Source organism: Sorangium sp. So ce726, from assembly GCF_051521405.1.
In the GTDB taxonomy this organism is placed as follows: Bacteria; Myxococcota_A; Polyangia; order Polyangiales; family Polyangiaceae; genus Sorangium.
In genome coordinates, this window is record NZ_CP150349.1 from 11,429,064 (window position 1) to 11,452,395 (window position 23,332).

General features: G+C 72.9%; 11 protein-coding genes. 5 read left to right on the forward strand and 6 right to left on the reverse strand.

Annotation, left to right across the window (positions count from 1 at the left end):
• Positions 1 to 80: 80 nt before the first annotated feature.
• The 6 genes from WME79_RS42660 to WME79_RS42685 form a co-directional block, all read right to left on the reverse strand.
• Positions 81 to 1,004: a response regulator gene (locus tag WME79_RS42660; RefSeq protein WP_437527235.1), complete on the reverse strand. Its 924-nt coding sequence runs from the start codon at positions 1,002 to 1,004 to the stop codon at positions 81 to 83.
• Positions 998 to 3,895: a response regulator gene (locus WME79_RS42665; RefSeq protein WP_437527238.1), complete on the reverse strand. Its 2,898-nt coding sequence runs from the start codon at positions 3,893 to 3,895 to the stop codon at positions 998 to 1,000. Before WME79_RS42665 ends, WME79_RS42660 begins: the two co-directional genes overlap by 7 nt.
• Positions 3,896 to 4,125: 230 nt before the next feature.
• On the reverse strand, positions 4,126 to 4,986 hold the full coding sequence (locus WME79_RS42670) for a sugar ABC transporter permease (protein ID WP_437527241.1): 861 nt from the start codon (positions 4,984 to 4,986) through the stop codon (positions 4,126 to 4,128).
• Entirely contained in the window at positions 4,983 to 7,256 is a 2,274-nt protein-coding gene (locus WME79_RS42675; protein WP_437527244.1) for an extracellular solute-binding protein, read from the reverse strand. The genes WME79_RS42670 and WME79_RS42675 overlap by 4 nt, the downstream gene beginning before the upstream one ends.
• Before the next feature lie 7 nt (positions 7,257 to 7,263).
• Positions 7,264 to 8,343 (reverse strand): ABC transporter ATP-binding protein, encoded by a 1,080-nt coding sequence (locus WME79_RS42680; protein WP_437527247.1) that lies wholly within the window; start codon positions 8,341 to 8,343, stop codon positions 7,264 to 7,266.
• Positions 8,344 to 8,382: 39 nt separating this feature from the next.
• The gene (locus WME79_RS42685; RefSeq protein WP_437527250.1) at positions 8,383 to 10,344 is read right to left on the reverse strand and encodes an alpha-amylase family glycosyl hydrolase; all 1,962 of its coding nucleotides are present in this window, start codon (positions 10,342 to 10,344) and stop codon (positions 8,383 to 8,385) included.
• Positions 10,345 to 10,985: 641 nt separating this feature from the next.
• Between WME79_RS42685 and WME79_RS42690 the strand changes: the two genes are divergently transcribed.
• The 5 genes from WME79_RS42690 to WME79_RS42710 all read left to right on the forward strand — a co-directional run bounded on the left by WME79_RS42690 (position 10,986) and on the right by WME79_RS42710 (position 23,247).
• Positions 10,986 to 14,519, forward strand: a complete 3,534-nt coding sequence (locus tag WME79_RS42690) for an AAA-like domain-containing protein (protein ID WP_437527252.1) — start codon at positions 10,986 to 10,988, stop codon at positions 14,517 to 14,519.
• 309 nt (positions 14,520 to 14,828) lie between these two features.
• A complete protein-coding gene (locus WME79_RS42695; RefSeq protein ID WP_437527255.1) occupies positions 14,829 to 18,479 on the forward strand; it encodes a protein kinase domain-containing protein in 3,651 nt (1,216 codons plus the stop codon).
• Positions 18,476 to 21,559 (forward strand): hypothetical protein, encoded by a 3,084-nt coding sequence (locus WME79_RS42700; protein ID WP_437527258.1) that lies wholly within the window; start codon positions 18,476 to 18,478, stop codon positions 21,557 to 21,559. The genes WME79_RS42695 and WME79_RS42700 overlap by 4 nt, the downstream gene beginning before the upstream one ends.
• Complete coding sequence (locus WME79_RS42705) at positions 21,559 to 22,173, forward strand: hypothetical protein (RefSeq protein WP_437527261.1); 615 nt, start codon at positions 21,559 to 21,561, stop codon at positions 22,171 to 22,173. Before WME79_RS42700 ends, WME79_RS42705 begins: the two co-directional genes overlap by 1 nt.
• 168 nt (positions 22,174 to 22,341) lie before the next feature.
• Positions 22,342 to 23,247, forward strand: coding sequence for a hypothetical protein (locus WME79_RS42710; RefSeq protein ID WP_437527263.1), 906 nt, complete (start codon positions 22,342 to 22,344; stop codon positions 23,245 to 23,247).
• The last annotated feature ends 85 nt before the right edge of the window (positions 23,248 to 23,332 follow it).

Below are 23,332 nucleotides of genomic sequence, written 5' to 3' on the forward strand. Positions count from 1 at the left end.
AGAGCGCCGGAGACGGCGACGACGAGGTCTCTCGTCTTCTCGGCCAAGCGCCGAGGGTAACAGGTCGCGTCGCGACCGCGTCAGCCGCCGTCCTCGCCCGGATCGCCGCCGGTCCCCGGCGAGCGACACTTCATCACCATGCGGATCTCGTTGCCCTTGTCGTTGTGCCGCACCTCGTCCATGAACGTGCGGATCAGCATCAGGCCGCGGCCGCTCGGCTTGTCCAGGTTGGCGAGGTCGGTCGGATCCGGCAGGTTGCGCGGGTCGAAGCCGGGCCCCTCGTCGCGCACCACGTACGTCGCCTCGGTGCGCGTCTCCCGCGCCATGACGAGCACGCGCCGATCCCGGTAGGGGCTCTCCGTCCGGCGGCTCTCGACGAGCGCGGAGAAGGCGCTCGGCTGCTCGTCGAGCAGCGACGAGCTGACCTCGAGGTTGCCGTGCACGATGGCGTTCACGAGCGCCTCGCGCAGCGCCACCGCGACCTGGATCCGGCCCGTCTCGTCGCACAGCCGCATCCGGCCCAGGCTCTGCTCGACGTGGCCCACCAGCGCGGGGACCTTCGCCACGTCGTTGTCGAGCTCGAAATGGGACTCGGTCACCGTCAGGCACGAGAGGAGGAGCTGCTCTCGCCGATCGAGCCGCGCCACCGCCAGGACGTTCTCGACCGTGTTCACGAGCTCCGCCGCGAGGCTCCGCTTCGCGACGTAGCTCGCGGCGCCGCGCCGCAGCGCCTGCACCGCGATCTCCTCGCTGCCGTGCGCCGTCATCAGGATCACCGGAAGGTACGGGTGATCGCGGCGGATCGCCTCGACCAGCTCCAGGCCGTCCATCTCGGGCATCTGGAGATCGGTCAGCACGATCTCGGGCATCGACCTGGCGATCGTCTCGAGCGCCTCGACGCCGTTCTCGGCGTACACGGGCTCCATCCCGGCGCGCTTCTTGAGCAAGCTCCCGGAGAGGCGCCGATCCATCGGGGAGTCGTCCACCACGAGCACCCTCACCATCGCGTCACCTCGCTATCAGAGCGCCGCTCGCCCTGCACCGGCGGCTCCGGGTCCGCCGGCACGCCCTCACGCACGAACGCGGCGAGCTCGGGGAGCAGGCGCTCGATCTGCGCCCGCAGCGCGAACTGCGCCTCGGCCAGGCTGCCGAGCTCGTTCGCGCGCGCCATCTTCTCCAGCGCGAAGGAGGCCTCGAACGCGCTCCGCGCGCCGAAGCTGTCGACCCCGCCCTTCAGGCTGTGCGCGGCCCGCTGGAGCTTGCGGGCGTCGCCGGCGGCCACCGCGTCGTCGATGTCGCCCATCCAGCGCGGGCACTCCTCCAGGAAGACCTCGGCGAGCTCGCGCAGGAGGTCGGCGTCGCCGCCCGTCCGCTCCAGCGCCTTGGTGCGATCGAACATCGGCCGGGCCGTGATCGAGGAGGGCGAGGGCTGCAGCCGCTCCTCCGAGCGGGTGCTCGGCGGCCCGCTGTCGAACGTCGACGAGGGCACCGAGGCGTACGAGCTCGGCGCGCCGAGCGACATGCGCGTCGGGTCCTCGATCTCCAGGGCAGAGGGCCCGGCGGCGAGCCGGTCGATCATGTCGTAGAGCTCCTCGACCTGCACCGGCTTCGACAGGTAGCCGTCGAAGCCGGCCCGGAGGCAGCGCTCGCGGTCGCCCTTCATCGCGTACGCGGTCACGACGATGAGCGGCATGTGCCCGCCCTCGCGCCGCTCGCGGGCGCGGACGACCCGCGCGACCTGGAGGCCGTCCATCTCGGGCATCTCCACGTCGAGCAGGGCCACGTCGTACTGCCCGCCCGCGATCTTCTCGACGGCGAGGCGGCCGTTCTCGACGATGTGCACGTGGTGGCCCTGCCGCTCCAGCCAGCGGCGCATCAGCTTCTGGTTGATCGCGTTGTCCTCGGCGACGAGCACGCGCAGGCCGCGCGCGCGCGTCCCCGGCGCGGCGCGGCGCAGGTCGGCCGACCGGAGCGAGGTCCGCGTCGGGACGCCGAAGGCGTGGAACACGGCCTCCTGGAGGTGGGACGTCTTCACGGGCTTCGTGACCATGGCGAAGACGCCGAGATCGCGGCAGCGCGCGGCGTCCGCCTGCGCGGACGTCGAGCTGAGCAGCATGAGGACGCGCCCCTTCAGGATCTCGCGCTTCCGGCAGTGCTCGACCACGGCGAAGCCGTCGACCTTCGGCATGCGGGCGTCGACGATGGCGAGGCCGAACGAGCTGCTCGGCCCGACCGCGTTGCCCCCCGGCTTGCCCCAGGGCAGCGCCCACACGCCCGAGTCCTCCGAGAGCGCCGCGATCGCCGCCGCCCCCGAGTCGACGGGGACCGCCTTCATCCCCCAGCCCTCGATGGTGTCCGCGAGGATGCGCCGCGCGGTCGCGTTGTCGTCCGCGATGAGGACCTTCGTGCCGAGGAGGTCCTTCGGGATCTCCAGGCGGCGCGACCGGGCGGCGCCCTCGAGCGCCCGGAGCTGGAGGGTGAAGTGGAACGTGCTGCCCTTGCCGAGCTCGCTCTCGATCCAGATCTTGCCGCCCATCATCTCGACCAGGCGGGCGCAGATCGTGAGGCCGAGCCCCGTACCGCCGTACTTGCGGGTGGTCGAGCCGTCCGCCTGAGCGAACGCGTCGAAGACGAGCCGCTGCTTCTCCGGGGCGATCCCGATGCCCGTGTCGATCACGCTCACGCGGAGCACCACGGCGTCGCCGAGCGCCTCGCCCGCGTAGAGGCTCGGCGCGCCCTGGCTGTCCGCGCTGGCCTCCTCGTCGGCCGTGAGGGGCGCGCGCGAGTCGACCTCGGCGCGGACGACGACCTCGCCGGCGTCGGTGAACTTCACCGCGTTGCTCACGAGGTTGACGAGGACCTGGCGCAGGCGCAGCGGATCGCCGACGAGCGCCTCGGGCACGTCGGGGCCGACGTCGTAGGCGAGCTCGAGCCGCTTCTCGTGGGCGCGGAGCGCGAGCGTCTTCACGGCGTCGCCGATGATCTCGCTCGGGTCGAAGACGACGGGCTCGATCTCGAGCTTGCCGGCCTCGATCTTCGAGAAATCGAGGACGTCGTTGATGATGGAGAGCAGCGCGTCGGCCGAGATCTTGACCATCTCGAGGTACTCGCGCTGCTCCTGGGTGAGCTCGGTCTGGAGCGCGAGCGACGTCATGCCGATGATGCCGTTCATCGGGGTGCGGATCTCGTGGCTCACGCTGGCGAGGAACTCGCTCTTCGCGCGGCTCGCCGCCTCGGCGGCCTCCTTGGCCTGCTGGAGCTCGTCCTCGACCGCCTGGCGCTGCATGAGCAGGGCGCGCAGGCTCGCGGAGTGCTCGCGCTCGTTCTCGAGCGAGGCCTCGCCCATGGCGTCCGCGCGGCGCTTCGCGATGCTCGCCATCACCGCCATGGCGGGGGTGGTGACGGCGAAGACGATGACCCGGAGGAGGTTGTCGTCCTTGTACGAGAACGGCACCCCGTCCTCGGAGAAGTAGAGCGCGAAGAAGACGCACGAGATGAGCGCGGTGACGATGCCGCCCCAGAGGCCGCCGCTGAACGCCGCGAAGACGATGATCATCGAGAGGATCGCGGGCGGGTTCGGGATGGTCCAGTCGAGCGCGGCCTCGAGCGTGGCGACCGCGCCGATGACGAGCAGCGCGAGCACGGGGCCGAGCAGCGGGAGCACGAACTTCTCCCAGGAGGGCCGGCTGAGGCGCCGCTGCAGCGCGGAGGGGAGCGGCAGGAACGTGCCGCGGCCCTCGGCGTCGCCGCCCACCGACGGGCGGGGCTCACCGCCCAGCGACGGGCGAGGCTCACCGCCCGCCGACGGGCGGGGCTCGCCGCCCAGCGACGGGCGGGGGTCCGCGTGAGCGGTCCCCGGCGCGGCGACTGGCGGGGGATCCTCGGCCTTCGGCATGGCTTCATGGAGATAGCGGGGTCGCGATCGGGCGTCCACGGCCGCGAGGGTCGGGGCCCATGGACGGGCGGCGCCGGGGCACAGCGGGCAAGTAGGAGGGACGCCGCTCGACCCCGAGCGCCACGAGGCCGGGCAGCGCGGGTCGCGTCGCCGGCGGACCCGGCGCTGACGGCCTGCGCCGCCGGCGCGCGGCGGCCGGGGCGCCCGCTGCCACGCTCACCGCGGCGCGCTCACCCCTTCACGCCGCCTGTCGTCAGCCCCGCGATCAGGTGACGCTGCACCACATAGAACGCCGCCATGACCGGCAGCGACACGAGGAGCGCCCCTGCCGCAAACCGCTCCCACTGCGCGTCGTACTCGCCGATGTACCGCTGCAGCACCACCGGCAGCGTGAACATCTCCTCCTTGCCGAGCAGCGTCGCCGCGAGGATGAACTCGTTGTACGCCGTCATGATCGCGAACAGCGCCGTCACGGCGATCGCCGGCCGCGCCGCCGGGAGCACGACCCGCAGGAAAGCCTGGAAACGCGTCGCCCCGTCGACCATCGCCGCCTCCTCCAGGTCGACCGGGATCGCCTCGAACGCCGCCCGGAGCTGGAAGATCGAGAACGGCACCGCCGTCGACGCGTAGCAGAGCACGAGCCCGGTCCGCGAGTTGAGCAGGCCGAGCGCGTCGAGCAGGAGGTACAGCGGGATCGCGCTCGCCACCGTGGGGAACATCTGCGTCGCGAGCAGCGCGCGCAGGCCGCGGTCCTTGCCGAGAAACTGGAAGCGCGCGAGCGCGTACGCCGCCGGGACCGCGACGGAGACGCCGGCCGCCGCCGTCGCGAGCGCGACGACGATCGAGTTGGCGAGCTGGCGGGGGAAGAGCCAGATCGGCTCGCCGCCGACCTTCTTCGACGTCGTGACCACCGCCACGATGTGCTCGAACGTCGGCTGGTTCGGGATGGGCAGCACCTCCGGCACCGGCGGGCGCGCCCCGGAGAAGGCGATCGAGGCGACCCAGAGCACCGGGTACAGCGCGAACGCGACCGCCGCGACCAGCGCGGCGTGCACCGCGATCGACTCGATCGGAGAGGGCCTCCGCGTCACACGGCCTCCGTCGCCGCCGCCGGCACAGGCGCCGAGCCAGCCTCGGCCCCGCCCTGCGGAATGGCCGACACGGGCGTCCGCCGCCGGAAGCGCCACTCCCGCGTCGCGAGCGTCAGGAGCAGGAAGATGAGCACCGAGTAGGCCGCCGCGTAGCCGTACTGGGCCTCGCGGGTGAACGCCCACCGGTACGCCTCGGAGACGAGGATGTCCGTGGTGCCGTCCGGGTCGCCGCCGGACACAAGGAACACGACGTTGAACATGTTGAACGTCCAGATCGCGCCCAGCGTCACCGCGGGCGCGAGCACCGGCCGGATCAGAGGTAACGTAATTTTCCGTAGACGCTGCCACCGGGTAGCGCCGTCGACCTCGGCGGCCTCGAGCACATCCTCCGGCACGGCGGTGAGCGCGCCCAGCGTGACCACCATCATGAACGGAAACCCGAGCCAGACGTTGGTCGTCACGTTGGCCGTGAACGCCGTCGTGAAGCTCGAGAACCAGGAGATGGGCTCGATGCTCGTCCCGAGCGCGGAGTTCACCGCCTCGATGAGGCCGGTGACGGCCCCGAACTGCCGGTGGAACATGCCCTTCCAGGACAGCGCGGTCACATAGCTCGGCACGGCCCAGGGCACGATGAGGAGCACCCGGTAGAGCGCCCGGAGGCGCAGCGTCGGGCGGTGGAGGAGCAGCGCCAGCGAGACGCCGAGGAGGACGTGGAGGCAGAGGTTCACCGCGGTCCAGAGCACGGTCACCGCGAGCACGAGGTAGAACGAGCCGCTCGCGAAGAGCGGCCCGCCGCGGGCCGTGAGGATGCTGATGAAGTTGGCGAGGCCGACGTACCGGAGGCCCTCGCCCCTGCCGGCGAAGAGCGACGTCGCCGCGCCGATGACGAGCGGGACCACCACGAGCACGCCGATCGCGACGACCGCGTGCGCGACGTACTTGTAGGCAGGAAGCGAGCGTCTGAGCGATCGCCGGAACAAGCGCCAGCGCGCGGCGCCGGGCGCCGCGCCCCTCGCGGCGCGGACCCACCGGAGAGCGAGCAGCAGCGCTAGCGCGCCGAGCGCGACGAGGAGCGGCGCCGGCGAGGCGGCGGGCGGGAGCGGCCGGCGGACGTCGTCAAAGCGGCGCTTGGCCTCGGCGAGCGCGACGTCGGGGGGCGCATCGCCCCGGAGCACCTTGCGGATCGCGCGCGTGGACGGCTCCCAGGTCGAGCGCATCGCCGGCGAGGTCGGCATCGGGATGGCCACCTTGGCCTGCTCGGTGAACGCCGCGATGAAGGCGTCGCCGGCCGGGACCGCCACGTCGCTCCGCACCGGCGGCGTGCGCGCGACCTCGATCCGCGTGGCCGCGGCCGCGGCGCCGGCGAGGTGGCGCGCGAGCGCCCGCGCCTCGGCGCGCCGCGCGCCCTGGGGCGAGAGCATCACCGCCTCGACGGTCATGAACGGCCGCATCGGGAGGCCGGTCTCCCGCACCTTCGGGAGCGGGACGACGCGGGCGAGCCGCCTCGCCTCTTCCCCGAGGCCACCCGCGAACCACGGCCCGCTGATCACGAACGCGGCGCGGCCCGCGTTGAACAGGTCGGTCACCAGCGCGCCGTTCGCGTCCTCCGGGACGACCCGCCGCTCGATCAGCGAACGGACGAGCTCGAGCGAGCGCTCCGGCCCCGGGCCGACGAAGCCGAACTGGTCGTCCTCGCCCAGCATCGCGCCGCCGAACGCCGCGAGGATCGGCATGTGCGCGTACGCGTTCGACGCCTCGTACGCGAGCGGAACCACGCCCTGCGGGAGCGAGCCGGCCAGCGCCGCGATGTCCTCGAGGGTCGCCGGGGGCTCCTTCACGAGCGCGGTGTTCATGTAGAGCGCCACGCACTTCTGGCTGATCGGCAGGCCGAGGATCTCGCCCCCCTGCCGGACCGCGGCGAGCGCCGGCCCCTGGAACACGGCCTCGCCGCCCGGCTCGAGCGCGTCGCCCACGGGCGCGACGAGGTCGCGCGCGCGGTAGTCGCCGAGCCGCTCGTGGGCGTCGATGAACAGGTCGGGCCCCTCCCCCATCGGGATCGCGGCCTGGAGCTTCGAGGCGTAGGCGTCGAACGGGACGGCGAGGACCTCGACCTCCTCGCCCTTGAAGGTCGCGACGATGGCGTCGAGCGCCCTGGCCTCGTCGTCGCGGTAGGCGTGCCACAGCCGGAGCGGCGCTGCGGCCGCGAGCGCGGGCAAGAGGAGGATCAGCGCGGGCGCAGCGAGCGCGAAACGACAGCGACGGCTCGGCACGGTCGCCTCACGTTTCTCGCAGGCTCAGCCCGGAGTCCGCGTCGAACAGGTGCACCTGGCGGAGCGCGACGCGCACGGTGTCCCCCTTCGCGACGCGCGCCGCCGGGTCGAGGCGCGCCACGAACGGCGCCCCCGCGACGGTGCCGTGCGCGTACGACTCGGCCCCGAGGGCCTCGACGATCCCCACCTCGAACGGGGTGCCACCGTCGCTCGAGGCGAGGTCCACCTCGTGCGGGCGCACGCCGACCGTCACCTGCCGCCCCGACGAGAGCGCGCCCGGGAAGTCGGCCGCGTCGATGTCGATGGCGAGGTCGCCCTGGGTCGCGACCCACCGGCCGCCCCGGCTCTCCAGGCGCGCGTCGACGAAGTTCATGGCCGGGCTGCCGAGGAAGCTCGCCACGAACTGGGTGCGAGGCCGGGCGAAGACATCGAGAGGCGGCCCCGACTGCTCGACGACGCCCTTGTTGAGCACGAAGATCTCGTCGGCGAGCGTCATGGCCTCGACCTGATCGTGGGTGACGTAGACGCTGGTCGCGCCGAGCCGATCGTGCAGCTTGCGGATGTCGACCCGCACCTGCGCGCGCAGGGCGGCGTCGAGGTTCGAGAGCGGCTCGTCGAACAGGAAGAGCTGCGCCCGCCGCACGATGGCCCTGCCCATGGCCACGCGCTGCCGCTGGCCGCCGGAGAGCGCCCGGGGGTGCCGGTCGAGGAGCGGGCCGAGCCCGAGCATCTCTGACGCCTCCTTCACGCGCGCCTCGATCTCGGCGGGCGGCGTCTTCCGGAGCTTCAGGCCGAAGGCGAGGTTCTCGCGCACCGTGAGGTGCGGGTAGAGGGCGTACGACTGGAACACCATCGCGATGTCGCGATCGCGCGGCTCCAGGCGCGTGACGTCGCGGTCGCCGAGCGCGATCGTGCCGTCGTCTGCCTCCTCGAGCCCGGCGAGCAGCCTGAGCAGCGTCGACTTGCCACAGCCGCTCGGGCCCACGAGGACGGCGAACGAGCCGTCGGGCACGTCGACCGAGACGCCGCGCAGCACGTGGGTCTGGCCGAATCGCTTGTTGAGTCCGCGCACTTTGACAGACGCCATATTGGAGACTCTCTTGGAAGGGAGGAGTGCCGGGGAGGATCAGAGACCATGGATGACCTGGTCTTCCGGGATGAGCAGCGCCCCGCTCACCGGAGGGAGCTTGACGGTGACAGCGCCGTTCGCGCCCGCCCTATATGTCTTTTTTTCGGGCGAGAGCACGTCGACGAGCACGGTCCCCCGCGTCAGCCCCGTCGCCATCGCCGCCCCGTTGAAGCTCGTGGAGCTCTCCTTCCGGGGGTGCGTGTTGAGCACAACGAGCGCATAGTCGCCGTCCGGCGCCCCCCGCTCGAACGCGAAGATGCCCGCGTCCTCGTCCCCTTCGCCCGTCCGCTCCGTCGACCAGCGCACCCGCTGCTCGCCGACGGTGAGCGCCTCATAGCCCCTGCGCAGCGCCGTGAGCCGCTGGACCCACCGGAAGAGCGGGCGCTGCGTGTCATAGCCGCTCTCCCAGAGATCTTCGCGGTTCGCCGGATCGTCACCGCCGCTGAAGCCCTGCTCCGTGCCGTAGTACAGGCAAGGGATGCCTTCCTCCGTGAAGAGGAACAGGAGCGCATTCTTGAGCGCCGCCTCGGGATCGGCCTTGAAGGGCGAGGCGCCCGGGCCGACATGGAGGAAGCGCGGGACGTCGTGGTTGTCGATGAAATTGACCAGCGCCTTCAGCGGCGGAACGCCAATGCCATTCTCGTTCGGCTCAGCGCCGTAGTTGAGCGCCCGCGCGTCCCAGAGCTGCTCGATCCGCCGCGTGGCCTGGGCGTCCCGGAAAACATCGCGGAAGACCCGATAAAGCTGGGGGAAATACAGGACGGAGTCGACCGAGTCCCCCGTGATCGGCGCGGCGCCCGGACAGCCCCCCTCCGCCTCGTCGCCGTTCTCGCGCTCGAGGTTCCCGCCGAGCGCTTCGTCGTGCGGGTGAGCCGGGACCTCGTGCTTCGTGAAGCTGCCGACGAGGTCGTCCTTGCCGTCGAAGGCCTCGCCGAACATGAAGAAATCGGTCTTGCCCGTCGCCGCCAGCTGCAGCCGGACGTTCTGCGTGAAATAGCGCCAGAACTCGTGCTCGACGTGCTTCAGCGTGTCGATGCGGAACCCGTCGACGTCGGTGAGCTCGACCCAGCGCACGAACACGTCGACCATCGCCCGCTTCACGTCGCAGCGGGAGGTGTCGATGTCCTTGAGGCCGCCCGGGAGATCGCCGTGCACGAGCTGGTCGACATCCTCGAAATCGAGGATGCGCCCCTTGCGGTTGTAGACCTCGGGCTCCTGGAAGAGCTCGGGCTGCGGCGGGAGGTGGTTGGTCGCGGGGTCGTGACGGAAGACGATCGGCGCCGGCCCCGACTTGCCGAGCGACGTCCGCGCCTGGACGCCGCGGGGGTCGAACTCCGGATCGTACTCGTTCACTCCATCGACCTGGACGCGCCCGTCCTCGCCGCTGCCGTGGGCGTCCTCGTCGGGCTGCCCATTCTCGTTGATGTCATAATAGAACAGCTGGCCGACGTGGTTCGTCACGATATCGAGGATGACCTTCATTCCGCGGCCGTGGGCCGACGCGACGAGCCGGCGCAGCGACGCAAGATCGCCGAAATGGGGGTTCACCTCTGTGAAATCCTGCGTCCAGTAACCGTGGTATCCGTCGACGCCGGCGTCGGTGTCGACGTTCTTGACGATCGGCGAGATCCAGAGCGCGGTGACGCCGAGCTCCTCGAGGTAGGGCAGGCTCTCCTCGAGCCCCTTCCAGTCGCCGCCATGCCACCTGCCCGGCGCCGAGGACACCCGGGTGTTGTTCCCCGCGTCGCCGTCGGCGAAGCGGTCTATCAACACCTGATAGATGATCTCCTCCCGCCAGCCGCTCGCGTGCACCCCGAGCGAGACCGACCGCGCGGGCTCCTGGTCGAGCTCGGCGCACGCCGCCGCGAGGAGCGCGAGCGAGGCGGCCCCGGCCGCCCGCGCGAGGGCGGCCACGCGCGCCGTCCGCCAGAGGGAGAGTCTCGATCGCCGCCGGTCCATCGTGATCACCTTAGCTCGGCGTGTTGAGCCATCACGCATCCACGCGGACCGACACACGCGCCGAACGAGAGCCCATCTCGCCTGATGAGCCCGATGGGCAGCGCCGCGGCCGGCGCGAGCGCGTCCGGGCCAGGCCGCCCGCGCGCTCCGGCAGGAGCTTCTGGAGTGTCAGGCAAAGCCGTAGTATCCACAGGAGCCTTCCGAGCCGCAGAGCGCAATGCGCAGGCGAGCAGCGGCGCGGCGGCCAGCGCGGCCACGATGCGATTCTGCCCCGCCCTCAACGCCCCTCGCACGGCGCGAACGCTACACCGGCAGCAGTGGCCCGGTCCACGATTTCTGGACGTAAAAAGCGGGTTTTCGCGGCGCGACACGATCGACGCACACGCAATCGCGCCGCGCGCAACGCAGGCGCGCAACGCAGGCGCGCAACGCAGGCGCACAGCCGCGGCCGGGACGGGCCGCGCGTCGCCAGCGCCTTCGCCGACGAATCCCGATCGCGTGAGCGCCAGCCCATCCGGCCGAGGCGACATTCGCGTGACATTCACCGCGCCGTCGCGAGCCCTGTTGTTTCACCACGGACGCCAGCGAGACGGGCTGTCGTTCCGTTGACGGTCCTGGCGTCGCATGGCACCGTCAGATTCGTGACCTTCTCGGCGCCTCCCGTCCTCGATCAGGCGCAGGCCAGTGCCGGAGATCACAGGCGCCGGTTCCAGGCGGGCGGGACCGTGGGCGAGGGCGTGATCTATGTCGAGCGTCCCGCGGACGGAGAGCTCTTCGAGGCGCTCCTGCGCGGAGAGCTTTGCTATGTGCTCTCGACCCGGCACATCGGGAAGTCCAGCCTGCGACTCCAGGTCTCGATGCGGCTCCGCGCCGAGCAGGTGGAGTGTGCGAGCGTGGATCTCGGGGCCCTCGGCACCGACACCACCTCGCCGGTGAGCTGGTACCTCGGGATCGCCTCGGAGATCGCCGAGCAGCTCGGGCTGGAGCCGCCGGACGAGTTCTGGGATGCCCACTGGCACCTCGGGCCGGTGCACTGCTGGTTACGCTGGCTCGAGGACGTCGTGCTCGTGGAGATCTCCTCCGCGATCGTCCTGTTCATCGACGAGGTCGACGCCACGCTGGCCCTGCCGTTCTCGCGGGACGATTTCTTCGCCATCCTCCGGGCTTTCGTGAACCGGCGCGCGGAGCGCCCCGCCAACGCCCGGCTGACCTTCTGCCTGCTCGGGGCGGCGGCGCCCTCGGAGCTCGTCGCGGATCCGGCGCGCGCGCCGTTCAACATCGGCCGCCCGATCCGGCTCGACGACTTCACCCGCGCCGAGGCGCGCGGCTTCCGCGCGGGCCTGGAGGGGCTCGTGCCCGACCCCGACGCGCTGCTCGACGCGGTCTTCGCGTGGACCTCGGGGCACCCCTACATGACGCAGCGGCTCTGCGCCGATCTCGTCGGAGAGCGGCGCGATCTCGACGTCGACGAGGCCGTGGCGCGGCGGTTCCTGGACCAGGGCCGGACCGAGGACCCGAACCTGCGCCACGCGGAGCGGTGCCTGGAGGCGCAGGGGCCCCGCTTCGGGCGGGCGCCGGCGCTCCTCCAGCTCTACAAGCAGCTGCTCGATGGCCACCGGGTGGGCGCCGACGCCGGGGACCCGGTCCAGCGGACGCTGCTGCTCTCGGGGCTCTCCGTGGAGCGGACGGCGTCCTCGGGCGCGCTGTACCTCGACGTGCGCAATCGCGTCGTCCGCCGGGTCTTCGACCGGGCGTGGGTCCTGTCGCGCGAGGCGGACCGAGCCACCAGGGAGCCGCTCGCGCGCTGGCTGTCGCACGGGCGGAGAGACGACTACCTCGTGGGCGGCGTGGCGCTCGTGGAGCTCACGTCGTGGTGCGACGGGCGGGGGGACCTCTCTGCGGAGGAGACGGCGTTCCTCTCCGCCTGCGCGCGGGCGGAGGGCCAGAAGCGGTCGACGCGGCGGCTCATCACCGTGCTCGCCGTCGCCGTCACGCTGCTCGGCAGCCTGATCCTCGTGCTCCTCTGGCAGATGGGGAAGGAGGAGCGGGCGCTCCTCCGCGCGCAGCAGGAGTCGCGCGAGAACGACGCCCGGCGGCTCGCGGCCCAGTCGGCGAAGGAGCGCGCCGAGGGCCTGCTGCCCCGCGCGCGCCTGCTCGCCGTGGAGGCGGCCCTCGCCGCCAGGGCGAGCGGCCGCCCCGCGGGCCCCGCCGTGGTGCAGGCGCTCGGCGACGCGGTCTGGGGCCCCGCCGTCGACCAGGAGGTGCTCGTCGGGAACGGCGGCGCTGTCTACCACGCGGCCTTCAGCCCCGACGGTCGCCTCGTCGCCACCACCTCGGCCGACGGGGCCGCGAGGATCTTCCGCCTCGGCGGGCACGACGAGCCGCTCGTGCTGCGCGCCCGCACCCCCGGCGGCGTCGTCGCCGTCACCTTCAACCACGACGGGAGCCTCCTGGCGACCGCGTCGACCGACGGCGCGGTGCGCCTGTGGCGCCCCGACGGCCACGAGGTTCGCGCGCTCAGCACGAGGGACGCCGCGCCGACCAGCGTGGCGTTCAGCCCGGATGGCAGCCGCGTCGTCGCGGGGACGACGGGCGGCGCGATCTACGTGTGGCGCCCCGGCATGGAGGGCGAGCCGCCGCTCGTCGTGCCCCTGGGCGAGCGGCTCATCCGGCGCGCGGTGTTCAGCCACGACGGCGCACGGATCCTCGCCACGGCCATCAGCGGGACGGTCTACGTCGTCCGCGCCGACGGGCACGGCGCCCCCGCGGCGCTGAAGGGGCTCGGGCCGGGCGTCGAGAGCGCGGACACGAGCCCGGTGGACGACCGCATCGTCCTCGCGACGGGCGACGGAACGGCGCGCATCCTCGGCCCGGATCGGCGTGAGCCCGTCGTCCTCCGCGGGCACGAGGGCGCGGTGCGCAGCGCCGCGTTCAGCGCCGATGGCGTCGCGGTCGTCACGGCCTCCGCGGACGGGACCGCGCGCGTCTGGAGCAAAGGCGGCAAGGGCGCGCCGATGGTCCTCGAGGGCCACGAGGGGGTCGTGAACAGCGCCGCCTTCAGCCGCGACGGCGCGAGCGTCGTCACCGCGTCGGAGGACGGGACCGCGCGGGTATGGCGGTTCGGCGGGCCGGGCGAGCCGCTGCTCCTGCGCGGCCATGAGGGGCCGCTGACAGGCATCGCCGTCAGCCACGACGGCAGCAGGATCGCCACCGCCGGGACCGACAAGACCGCGCGCGTCTTCAGCGCCGACGGCTCCGGCGAGCCCGTCGTCCTCCGCGGGCACGAGGAGCACCTGCTCAGCGTCGACTTCAGCCCCGATGGAAGCCGCCTCGTCACCGGCTCGGCGGACAAGACGGCGCGGATCTGGCGCGCCGATGGGCGGGGCCAGCCGATCGTGCTCGGGGTCCACGACGACCGGGTGGTGGGCGTCGCCTTCAGCCCGGAGGGCACCCGGATCGTCACGACCTCGTGGAACGGCATCCTGCGCGTGTTCGAGGACGGCGTCCCGGGCGAGCCCGTCGTCCTCCGCGACGAGCGCGCGGGGCTGCTCAGGGCGGCGTTCAGCCCGGATGGCCAGCACATCGTGGCGACGTCGGGGCCCAACGTGAAGGTGTGGCCCGCGGACGGCCGCGGCGCCCCTCGCGTCCTCCCGTCGGGGTACGAGGAACGGGCGATCGCCGCGATCGCGGTGAGCCCGGACGGGAGCCATGTCGCGATCGCCGCGCTCGACGGCTGCGTGCGGCTGCTCCGCCTCGACGGCCAGGGCCAGCCGCTCCTCCTGAGCGGCCTCGGCGCGGCGGTCCGGACCGTCGCGTTCAGCAGCGACAGCGCGCGCCTCGTCGCGGTGTCGAGCGACGGCATCGCGCGGGTGCTCCCCGTCGACGGGCAGGGCGAGGCGATCACCCTCCGCGCCGAGGGCGTCACGCTGACGGACGCCGTGTTCAGCCCCGACGCCACCCGCGTCGTGACCGCCGCGAACGACGGCGCGGCGCGCGTCTTCTCGATCGCGGCCGAGTCCCTGATGGCGCGCGCGTGCGCCTACGCCGGGCGCAACTTCACGCGCGAGGAATGGGCGCAGCTCATGCCCGGCATCGACTACCGCGCCACGTGCCCCGAGTGGCCAGGCGCCCCCGAGCAGGACGCCGGCGCAGCGCCGCGGCTGGACGTGCGCTGAAGCGGGGAATCGTCGGTGATTGTCCGGGAGTGTCGGCGCGCTCTGCGCTGGGCCGTGATCGTCTCTATCGGCTACACGCGGAAACGTGAACCAACGTGAACCAACATGAACCCACGTGAACCCACGTGAAACGCGCGCTGCGCGCTGCGAGGTGCCTGGCAGCAGCCCCACAGAATGCTTCTCCCACCTTTATTCCGTGGGGGCGGACGACCTTGTCATGGTTCGCGCTTCAGCGGGAACCATGTATGCTCGGCCAGGCTTGCTCGCCCTCTGCCGCGCACTGCGCGGCCCCTGATCGCTGCCCGGTCTATGGCCCCGCTCGACCCGCACGCCGAGGAGCCGAACCTCGTGGACACCGCCGCTGCGCGGATCGGGACAGCCCTGAACGCCAAGTGGCGGCTCGACGATCTGCTCGGCGTCGGCGGCATGGGCGCGGTGTTCGCGGCGACCCACCGCAGGGGGACGCGGGCGGCGGTCAAGGTCCTCCACATCGAGTTCGCGCGCAACGCCGAGCTGCGGGACCGCTTCTTGCGCGAGGGAAAGATCGCGAACCGGGTCGATCACCCGGCGCGCGTCGCCGTGGTCGAGGACGACCTCAGCGACCGCGGGGAGCCGTTCCTCGTCATGGAGCTGCTCTCCGGCACCACGCTCCAGCGGCTCGCGAGCAGCGCCGGCGGCACCCTCCCCCTCGCCCAGGTGCTGCCTGTCTTCGACGTCGTGCTCGATCTGCTCGAGAAGTGCCACTCGATCGGCATCGTCCACCGCGACATCAAGCCGGCCAACATCTTCGTCACGAGCGCCGGCCACGTGAAGGTCCTCGACTTCGGCATCGCCCGGATGCGCGACCCCGAGCGGCAGGCCACGCGCGCGGGGCTCACGTTCGGCACGCCGGCCTTCATGTCGCCCGAGCAGGCGATGGGCGTGTCCGGCATCGACGGCCGGTCCGACCTCTGGTCGGTCGGCGCGAGCCTGTTCACCCTCCTGTCGGGCAAGCGGCTCAACCGCGGCCGGAGCGAGTCCGAGTCGTATTTCCTCGCCGCGACGCAGACCGCGCCGTCGATCGCGACCGAGGTCCCCGACCTGCCGGTCGAGATCGTGGCGTTCGTCGACAAGGCGCTCGCCTTCGAGCGCGGGGGCCGCTTCCAGAGCGCCGCCGCGATGCGCGGCGAGCTCCGCCGGCTGACGGCCGCGCACGCCGCCGGCCAGCTGACGCCCTCGCGCGAGAAGAAGGCGCCGCGCGTGCTCGTCCGCGGCAACGACACCATCGACGAGGACCAGGATCCGCCGTCGATCGCGCTCGTCGAGCAGACGTGCCAGCGGCTCGTCGGCGTCTGGAAGCAGCTCGCGCTCGTGCTCAGCAACATCCGCCAGTACGGGTGGAACCACCCCCACGTGAACAAGGGCATCCACTTCGCGTTCGACGAGATCACGCGCACGCTCTCGCAGAACCCGCTCGGCGTCCGCTGGGAGGTCACCCCGAGCGCGTTCACCTCGGGCGGCCAGCCGATCTGGCAGCCCGACAGGCCGCCGTTCGATCGCATCCCCTACCAGCTCTTCGCCGACGGCATCCGGAAGATCCAGATCAAGGCCGGCATCACCGAGGCCGAGCTCCGCGATTTCGCCGCCATCCTGCTCCGCGACCAGAGCTTCGGCATGGGCGAGGACGACGACGCCGTGACGGCGCTCTGGGACCGGCGCTTCGAGCACATCGCGTACATGGCGATCGACCAGTTCGCCGAGGGCGATGTGGACCTGGAGGAGTTCGAGGAGCAGTGCCGGGAGGTCGCGGTAGGGGCGCGCGCCCTCGCGCAGATCGAGAGCCTCTGGGACGAGAGCTCGCTCGCGGGCAGGGCGCTGCAGAGGAACGTCGAGGCCGCGCTCGCGGAGACCGGCGCGGCCGCCTCGGCGCTCGCCATCGATCCGCTGACCCGGAGCACCCTCGGCGCCCAGATCTCGCTGCCGTCGGAGCAGTGGAACGAGCGGTACATGGACGCGTTCGTCGACGGCTACGTGGACGCCGTCCGGCACGGGGACGAGGGCCGCATGACGGGGGCGCTCACCGCGTGGACCGCCGACCAGATCGTCCTGCACAGCTACGAGCTCGCGTTCGAGGTGCAGACGATGCTCCGGCGCGCGTTCTTCGCGCGGCTCGACGGCATGCAGCGCGGCGCGGCGAGTGCCGCGGGTCGATCGAGCGCCGCGCTGCCGCAGCTCTCGCCGCGCACCGTCGACCGGGCGCTCGCGCAGGCGATGTTCCCGGTCGAGGCGCTCAAGGCCATCCTCAGCGATCTCGCGACGGCTCACCCGGAGGAGCCGGCGGCCCCCGCCGCGGCGGCCACGGGAGCGTCAGCCCCCGGCGCAGCGGGCCACAGCGCGGCGGCCGCAGGTGTGGCGGCGCAAATCGGCGTGGCGGCGCAGGCTGGCGCGGGCAGAAGCGCGGCGCAGGCCGGCGCAAGCCGAAACACGCTGCCGGCCGGCGCAGGCCGAAGCGCGGTGCAGGCCGACCCAGGGCGCAGCGCGGCGCAGGTCGGCGCAAGCCGGAACACGTTGCAGGCCGGCGCAATCCGGAACGCGGCACAGGCCGGCGCGAGCCGGAGCGTGGCACCGCTCGACCCGGCGATCGTCGAGGGGCTGGCCCACGCGCTCGACGTGCTCGAGGACGGCTCGCTCTTCAGCGCCGCATGCCAGTGCCACGGCGCTGTGCAGTCCGAGCGCCTGCGCGAGGTCCTGTTCGCCTACATGCGCCGGTGGGCGCCGGGCCGGGAGGCCGAGCTCGGGGACCTGCTCTCTCGCGCCCCGGCCCCCCTCGCCCTGACGCTCCTCCAGCTGCTCGCGCAGCTCAAGACCCCCGGCGCCCTCGCCGCGCTGGAGGCCGGCTTCGCGAGCCCGCACGTCGAGGTGCGCATCAGCGCGCTCGCCGAGCTCCCTGACGCCGCCGCGAGCGAGGGCGGTTCCGCGGGCTCCGCGGCCGAGCGCGTCCGGGAGGAGCTCCAGAAGCTCCTCGACGACCCCGCGCCGCCGGTGCGCTGCGAGGCCCTTCGCCTCATCGGCAAGCTCGGCGTCCTCGCCGCGGGCCCGACGCTCGTGCGGCGGATCGTCGCGCCGTCGTTCCACGACCTCTCGGGGGCAGAGCGGCGGCAGTGGCTCGAGACCGTCGCGCAGCTGAACCCCGCGCGGGCCGAGAAGCTCGCGATCGAGCTGCTCGAGAAGCGCCAGCTCATCCCGTCCGAGGCGATCGAGCAGACCCGCGAGCTGGCCGCGCACTTCCTCTGCCAGGCGCGGAGCTACGAGGCGCTCCGCGCGGTCAAGGAGGCGACCAAGCCGCGCTGGTGGAACACCCCGCCGGTGCGGGACGCCGCCGCGCGCGCCGCGGTCGCGATCGCCGCGCGCCTCGTCGCGCCGACCCGCCCGAGCGAGCGCCCGCCGGCGCCGGCGCACCCGGACGCGAGCGCGCCGCCCTCCCGCGCGACGCGCTCGTACTCGCCCGTCTCGGTCCGGCGCGTGAGCCCGGGCGGGCCGCTCAGCCTGCCGGACCAGCTCGAGCCGTGGAGCACCCCGCGCCCCGGCACCATGGCCCCGAACGGCGGCGAGGCCGGCCGACCCGGCTACAGGCCGCCGCTCGTCTCGCCGGTGCCCGCCTCGACGAGCGCCGCCTCGGCGCCTCCCACCTCCGTGCCCTTCAGCCGGCGTGGGCCGCCGCCGCCGTCCTCCGCTTCGTCGTCCACCCCGACGGCCGCGCCGCCGCCCATGCCGCCGTCGATGCCGCGCCCGGCCACGCCGCCGAGGTCCCCCGCTCCGCCCTCGAGCACCAGCGCCGCGCCGTACAGCGTGCGGCAGGGCCCCGCCTCGTTGCCGCTCGGCGCGCCGTCCCGCACGGCCATCGAGCCTGCGCCGAGCAGCGCGGTGCCCTCAACGAAGCCGGGCCCGGCTCCGTCGCCCCGGGGCGGGAGGAAGCCGTGAGCGAGGAGAAAGCCAACCTCCACGAGAGCACCGGCGACACGGCGATCTCGGGCGTGAAGGCCGACGTGCGGCGCCGCGCGGCGCTCGGCCTGGTGCAGATGATCTACCGGCTCGCGAAGGCGTGCCTCCTGCACAGCGACTCGAACCAGGCGGTGCTGTCGCTCGTTCCGTCCGCGATCGACAGCATCGTCCAGTTCTGCGAGCTGTCGGGGAGCGAGGCCGCGACGATCGTGTTCGCGGGCAACACCCTCTTCATCAACGGCCAGATGCTCCGCGCCTCGCGCGAGACGTACGAGGTCGCCCTGGAGCTCGGCAGCTTCTTCGAGGCCTGCGACGTCTCCGAGCTCGTGCTCGACAAGGCGGTCCGCCGCGCCGAGCTCGCCGCCTTCGCCCGCCTCCTCGCCGACGCCCAGCGCGACCGCAGCATCGCCGCGCGGCTCCTCCAGTCGAGCCTGCGGGGCGTCCGCGTCCGCAAGCTCACGAACCCGTTCCCTGGCGGGGCGATCGACGGCGACGGCACCCGCATCGGCCGGATCAGCCGCACCTACGCGGCGGCGATCCTCGTGATGCGGTCGTTCTACGCGGCGCTGCGCTCGTCCCCGGCGATCCTGCCGCAGCGGGTGAAGCGCGTCGCGCAGAAGCTCGTCGCCGCGGCCGAGGAGGACGCGCGCCTCCTGCTCTCGGTCGCCGCGGGCAAGATCGCCGACCCGGACGAGGCGGGTCTCAGCGTGTCCACGGCGATCATCGCGCTGGGCATCGCCCGGCAGCTCACGACCGACAGGAGGATGCTCGGGAGCCTCGTCACGGCGGCGCTGCTCTACGACGTGAGCCGGCTGCGGCTCACGGGGGTGCTCGCCGGCTCGGCCGACGGCGGGGAGCCTGTCGCGCGCCCTCTCCTCGAGCGTGGCCTGAGCGACGACGAGAAGGAGCGGCTGCCCGCGAGCGCGGCCGTCATGTTGACGGCGCTCGGCAAGCTGCACGCGCCCTCGATCACGCGCACCGTGATCGCCTACGAGGCGCTCGCGCTCCGGCAAGGCGGCCGGCAGGGCCCGCTCTACAGCGGCCGGCGCAGCCCCACGGTGCTCGCGCGGATCCTCGCGGCCGCCCGCCAGTTCACCGAGCTCCGGACGGCGCCGTTCCCGACGATCGAGACCGCGTCGGGCGGCGCCTCGTCGCTCGACGCCGTGCTCCAGCGCATGATCACGGGCGCCGAGAGCGCGACCGACCGGGCGATCGGCAAGCTGCTCGTCGGCGCGCTCGGCATCATCCCGACCGGGACGTTCGTGCAGCTGAGCACCGGCGAGCTCGGGGTCGTCCTCTCGACGCCGCTGTCGCCCGCGCACTTCGCGCAGCCGCCGGTGCGCGTCCTGTTCGACGAGCAGGGTCACCTCCTCGGCGCGCCGTTCGACGTCGACCTCTCGGTGCGGGCGCCGGGCGCGGAGCCGTGCTTCATCGTCCGGCCCGTCGAGGTCGAGCCTCACCACGAGCGGGCGATCCGCGCCGCGTTCGGCTTCCGTTCCGGGAGGGGCGCCGCGGGGGTGGAGTCGCGCGTGACGGCCGCCGCGCCGGTGCTCTTCGGCGACGAGGTCCCGCCGACGGAGCCGGGCGACACGCTCGCGCCGCGCGCGGTCCGCTCGGAGGAAGGCGCGCGCGCCGCGCAGTCGCGCAAGGAGGCCGCGTGGCTTGGCAGGCCGCTCGCGGGCTCCGCGCCGGTAGGGTCGTCGCCGACCAGCGTGCAACCCCGGCAGCCCGCGCAGGCAGATCGCCCGGCGCCGGCCGAGCGGGGTCGCGACGAGAACCTCATCTCGACACAGCCGCCCCCCTCGACAGCGGCGGCGCGCGCGGCGATGGCCGTCCCTCCTCCGCCGCGGTTGCCGCGGGATTCGCGGCCCTTCGGGCAGGTCGCGTCGACGAGGTACTCCGTGCCCGCGCCCGAGCCGACGCGCCCGTCGCGGCAGTTCGAGCGCCGGGACGAGGCGCCGGCGCGGGACCAGGGCGTGGGCCAGCTGCCGACGATCGGCCCTCCGGCAGCGTTCCCGGCGTCGCGGAGGTCGGGGGATCTCCGGCTCGGCGCGTCGTCGCGCCGGTCGGATTCCCGCGTTGATCCGGAGGATTGGGACTGGGACGACGAGCTCCCGACCATCGATCCGCCGCCGCCGGGGCCGCCGCCGACCTCGCGGAGCCCTTCCTTCGCGTCCGAGCCTCCGCCCGCCAGCGCGCTCGATCACGCGCCCACGTACACCCCGCCCCGTCCTTCGAGCCACGCGTCGGACCGCGCCCCGGCCTATGCGTCGCCGCGTCCTTCGAGCCACGCGTCGGACCGCGCCCCTGGCTACGCGCCGCCCCGTCCTTCGAGCCACGGGTCGGACCGCGCCCCGGCCTACGCGCCGCCCCGTCCTTCGAGCCACGGGTCGGACCGCGCCCCGGCCTACGCGCCGCCCCGCATCCCCAGCCCGACGCCGACCCGTGCCTCCAGCCACGGGTCGGACCGTGCCCCTGGTTATGCGCCGCCCCGCATCCCCAGCCCGACGCCGGCCCGTGCCTCCAGCCACGCGCCGCCCCGTACCCCCAGCCCGGCGCCGGCCCGTGCCTCCAGCCATGCGCCGGGCGGTGCCCCGAGCTACGCCCCGGAGCCTGTCCCGACGGAGCGAAACGCGCCGCGCGCGTTCTCCAGCGCCGGGTCCGGCCCGAGCCTGGAGGACGCGGACCTGACGTGGACCGACGAGCTGCCGACGCTCGATCCTCCCCCGCCACCGAGCACGGAAGAGCTCGAACGCGACCGGCTGCTCGCGGCGTACCTGGCCGAGCGCACGCCCTTCCCGCAGGCTGGTCTTCATGAATGGAGCTCGGCGCCCAGCGAGGCGCCGGCGCGGGCCGAGGCGGAGGTCGACGGCCGGTGGCGCAGCGACGCGCTGTCCCAGCGCCCGACGCCCGACTCGCGGGCGGTGGCGCCGATCACCATGGCGCCGACCAGCTCCAGCTCCTTCGGCGCCACGAGGCGCCCGCGCGCGCCCATCCCGCGGGAGGAGCCGGAGGACGACGGGGATGATCCTCCGGCGCCGGAGGGACGGGACCGCTGATGGCCTGGCCCGCTGCGGCGAGCCGTGGGCTCGCTGCGCTGCTGCTCGCCGCGCCGGCGTGCGCCGACGACGGCGGGGATCCCCCGCCGGTCGAGCACGCCTGCAAGCTCGGGTACCTGGGCGAGGAGGGCGCCGACATCCGCATGGAGGTCATCGCGCTCGACTCGAGCGACGCGGCGCACCCGGTGAGCGACGGCGACGGGATCGACATCATCATGCCGCCGCAGGGCGGGCGGGTGCTCTTCCTGGGTGTCCGCGCGACGAACCTGAGCGCCTGCGGTGTCCAGCTGTCCGGCTCGCTCCGCGATCCTGTGTCCGGGCGTGTGATGTCCGAATCGAGGACGGTCAACCTCAAGCCGACCGGCGACGGCTGGGGCGCGAGCGTCGACGCCGACATCTCGACCTTCGCGAACGTGGGAGTCTGCCCGAACAACTGGTCGGGCAGCGACATCTTCGATCACGACTACGAGATCGTGGTGCAGGTGAAGGACAAGGAGGGGCGGACAGCCAACCAGATGCGGCAGGTCCGGCCGGCGTGCAACGAGCCCGAGTTCGAGGTCGAGTGCCGCTGCATCTGCAAGCACGGGTACGTCCTCGGCGAGGCGTGCGAGTAGGCCGAAGCGCTGCGAATTCAGCAGCGGAGTGGCTGATCCGAAAAATAAAAACTCGTTGGCAATCCGATCTCGTGATGCGCATGCACCGCCGCGCGTAAGAGACGAAGCGGCCAAGAACACGGCATAACGCGCTGGTTCCTGTGGACACGCTCTGCTACTGAGCCGCGCGTGGGGCAGCCGGACCAGTTCGCCAAACGCACCTTTGCCGCTGAGACGGAGCGGATCACCGGCGGTGCTGTCACATGGCAGGATCCGCCCGAGATCGGCCTGGTGAAGGTGCAAAGTGATGTGCTCTTGCTCGTACGCCACCCCGACCGTATCGCAGCGCTGCCCGCCCCGTGGCCAGAGGCCGGGAGCCACGAGGAGGTCCTGGTCGAGCTGAAAATGCCAGGAGATCATCTCGATTTCCCGGCCGTGGAGCGCGCTCTGCTCCGGCGGCAGGCGAGGCAGGTGCAACGGGCGGAAGAGGGCACGCGTGCGTGGTCGGGCCAGGAGCCGCTCTGGCTCGTTGCGCCGCATGTACCCGACTGGCTGCGGGCGCAACGCGCGCTCGTCGCCGTCGGGCCAGCTTGTTACCGTGTGGAGCCGTCGAGCTTCCCTTTCCTGTGGATCGCAGCCAACGACCTTCCGCTGCTCGACGAGCTCGTGCCCTTCCTGGTCGCCCGCTCCGGACGGGCGCTCGACGAGTTTGCCCGGTGGGTCGCCTCGCGAATGCCGCTCGCGTGGGTGCTCGGCATGGTAAGATTCACCGCGATGTCGGCGACCGTGCGCGAAGAGCTGTTGTGGTGGGTTGGCAAGGGTGACGACCCCGAGGTCAAGGCGCGGGAGCGGGAGATCCTTCAGGCTCTGCTCGGTGCAAACCCGGACGTGCAGCAGAAGCTGGTCGAGAAGGGCATCGAGCGGGGCCGCCTCTCCGAGGCCCGAACCGCGCTGCGCAGGGTGCTCGCGCAGCGGCAGCTCGCGCTGCATCCTGAGGAGGACGCACGCATCGAGGGCTGCGCCGAGCTCGAGGTCCTGGAACGGTGGCTCGAGCGCGCCGTCACCGCGATGACGGCGGCCGAAGCGTTGACGTAACTGCGAGCCGCCCTGCCTGGAGGCGCCGCGCGTGGGGCGACCGGCTGAGCCGGCCAGCGCCAGGTTCCGCTTCGCTCACCCGAGC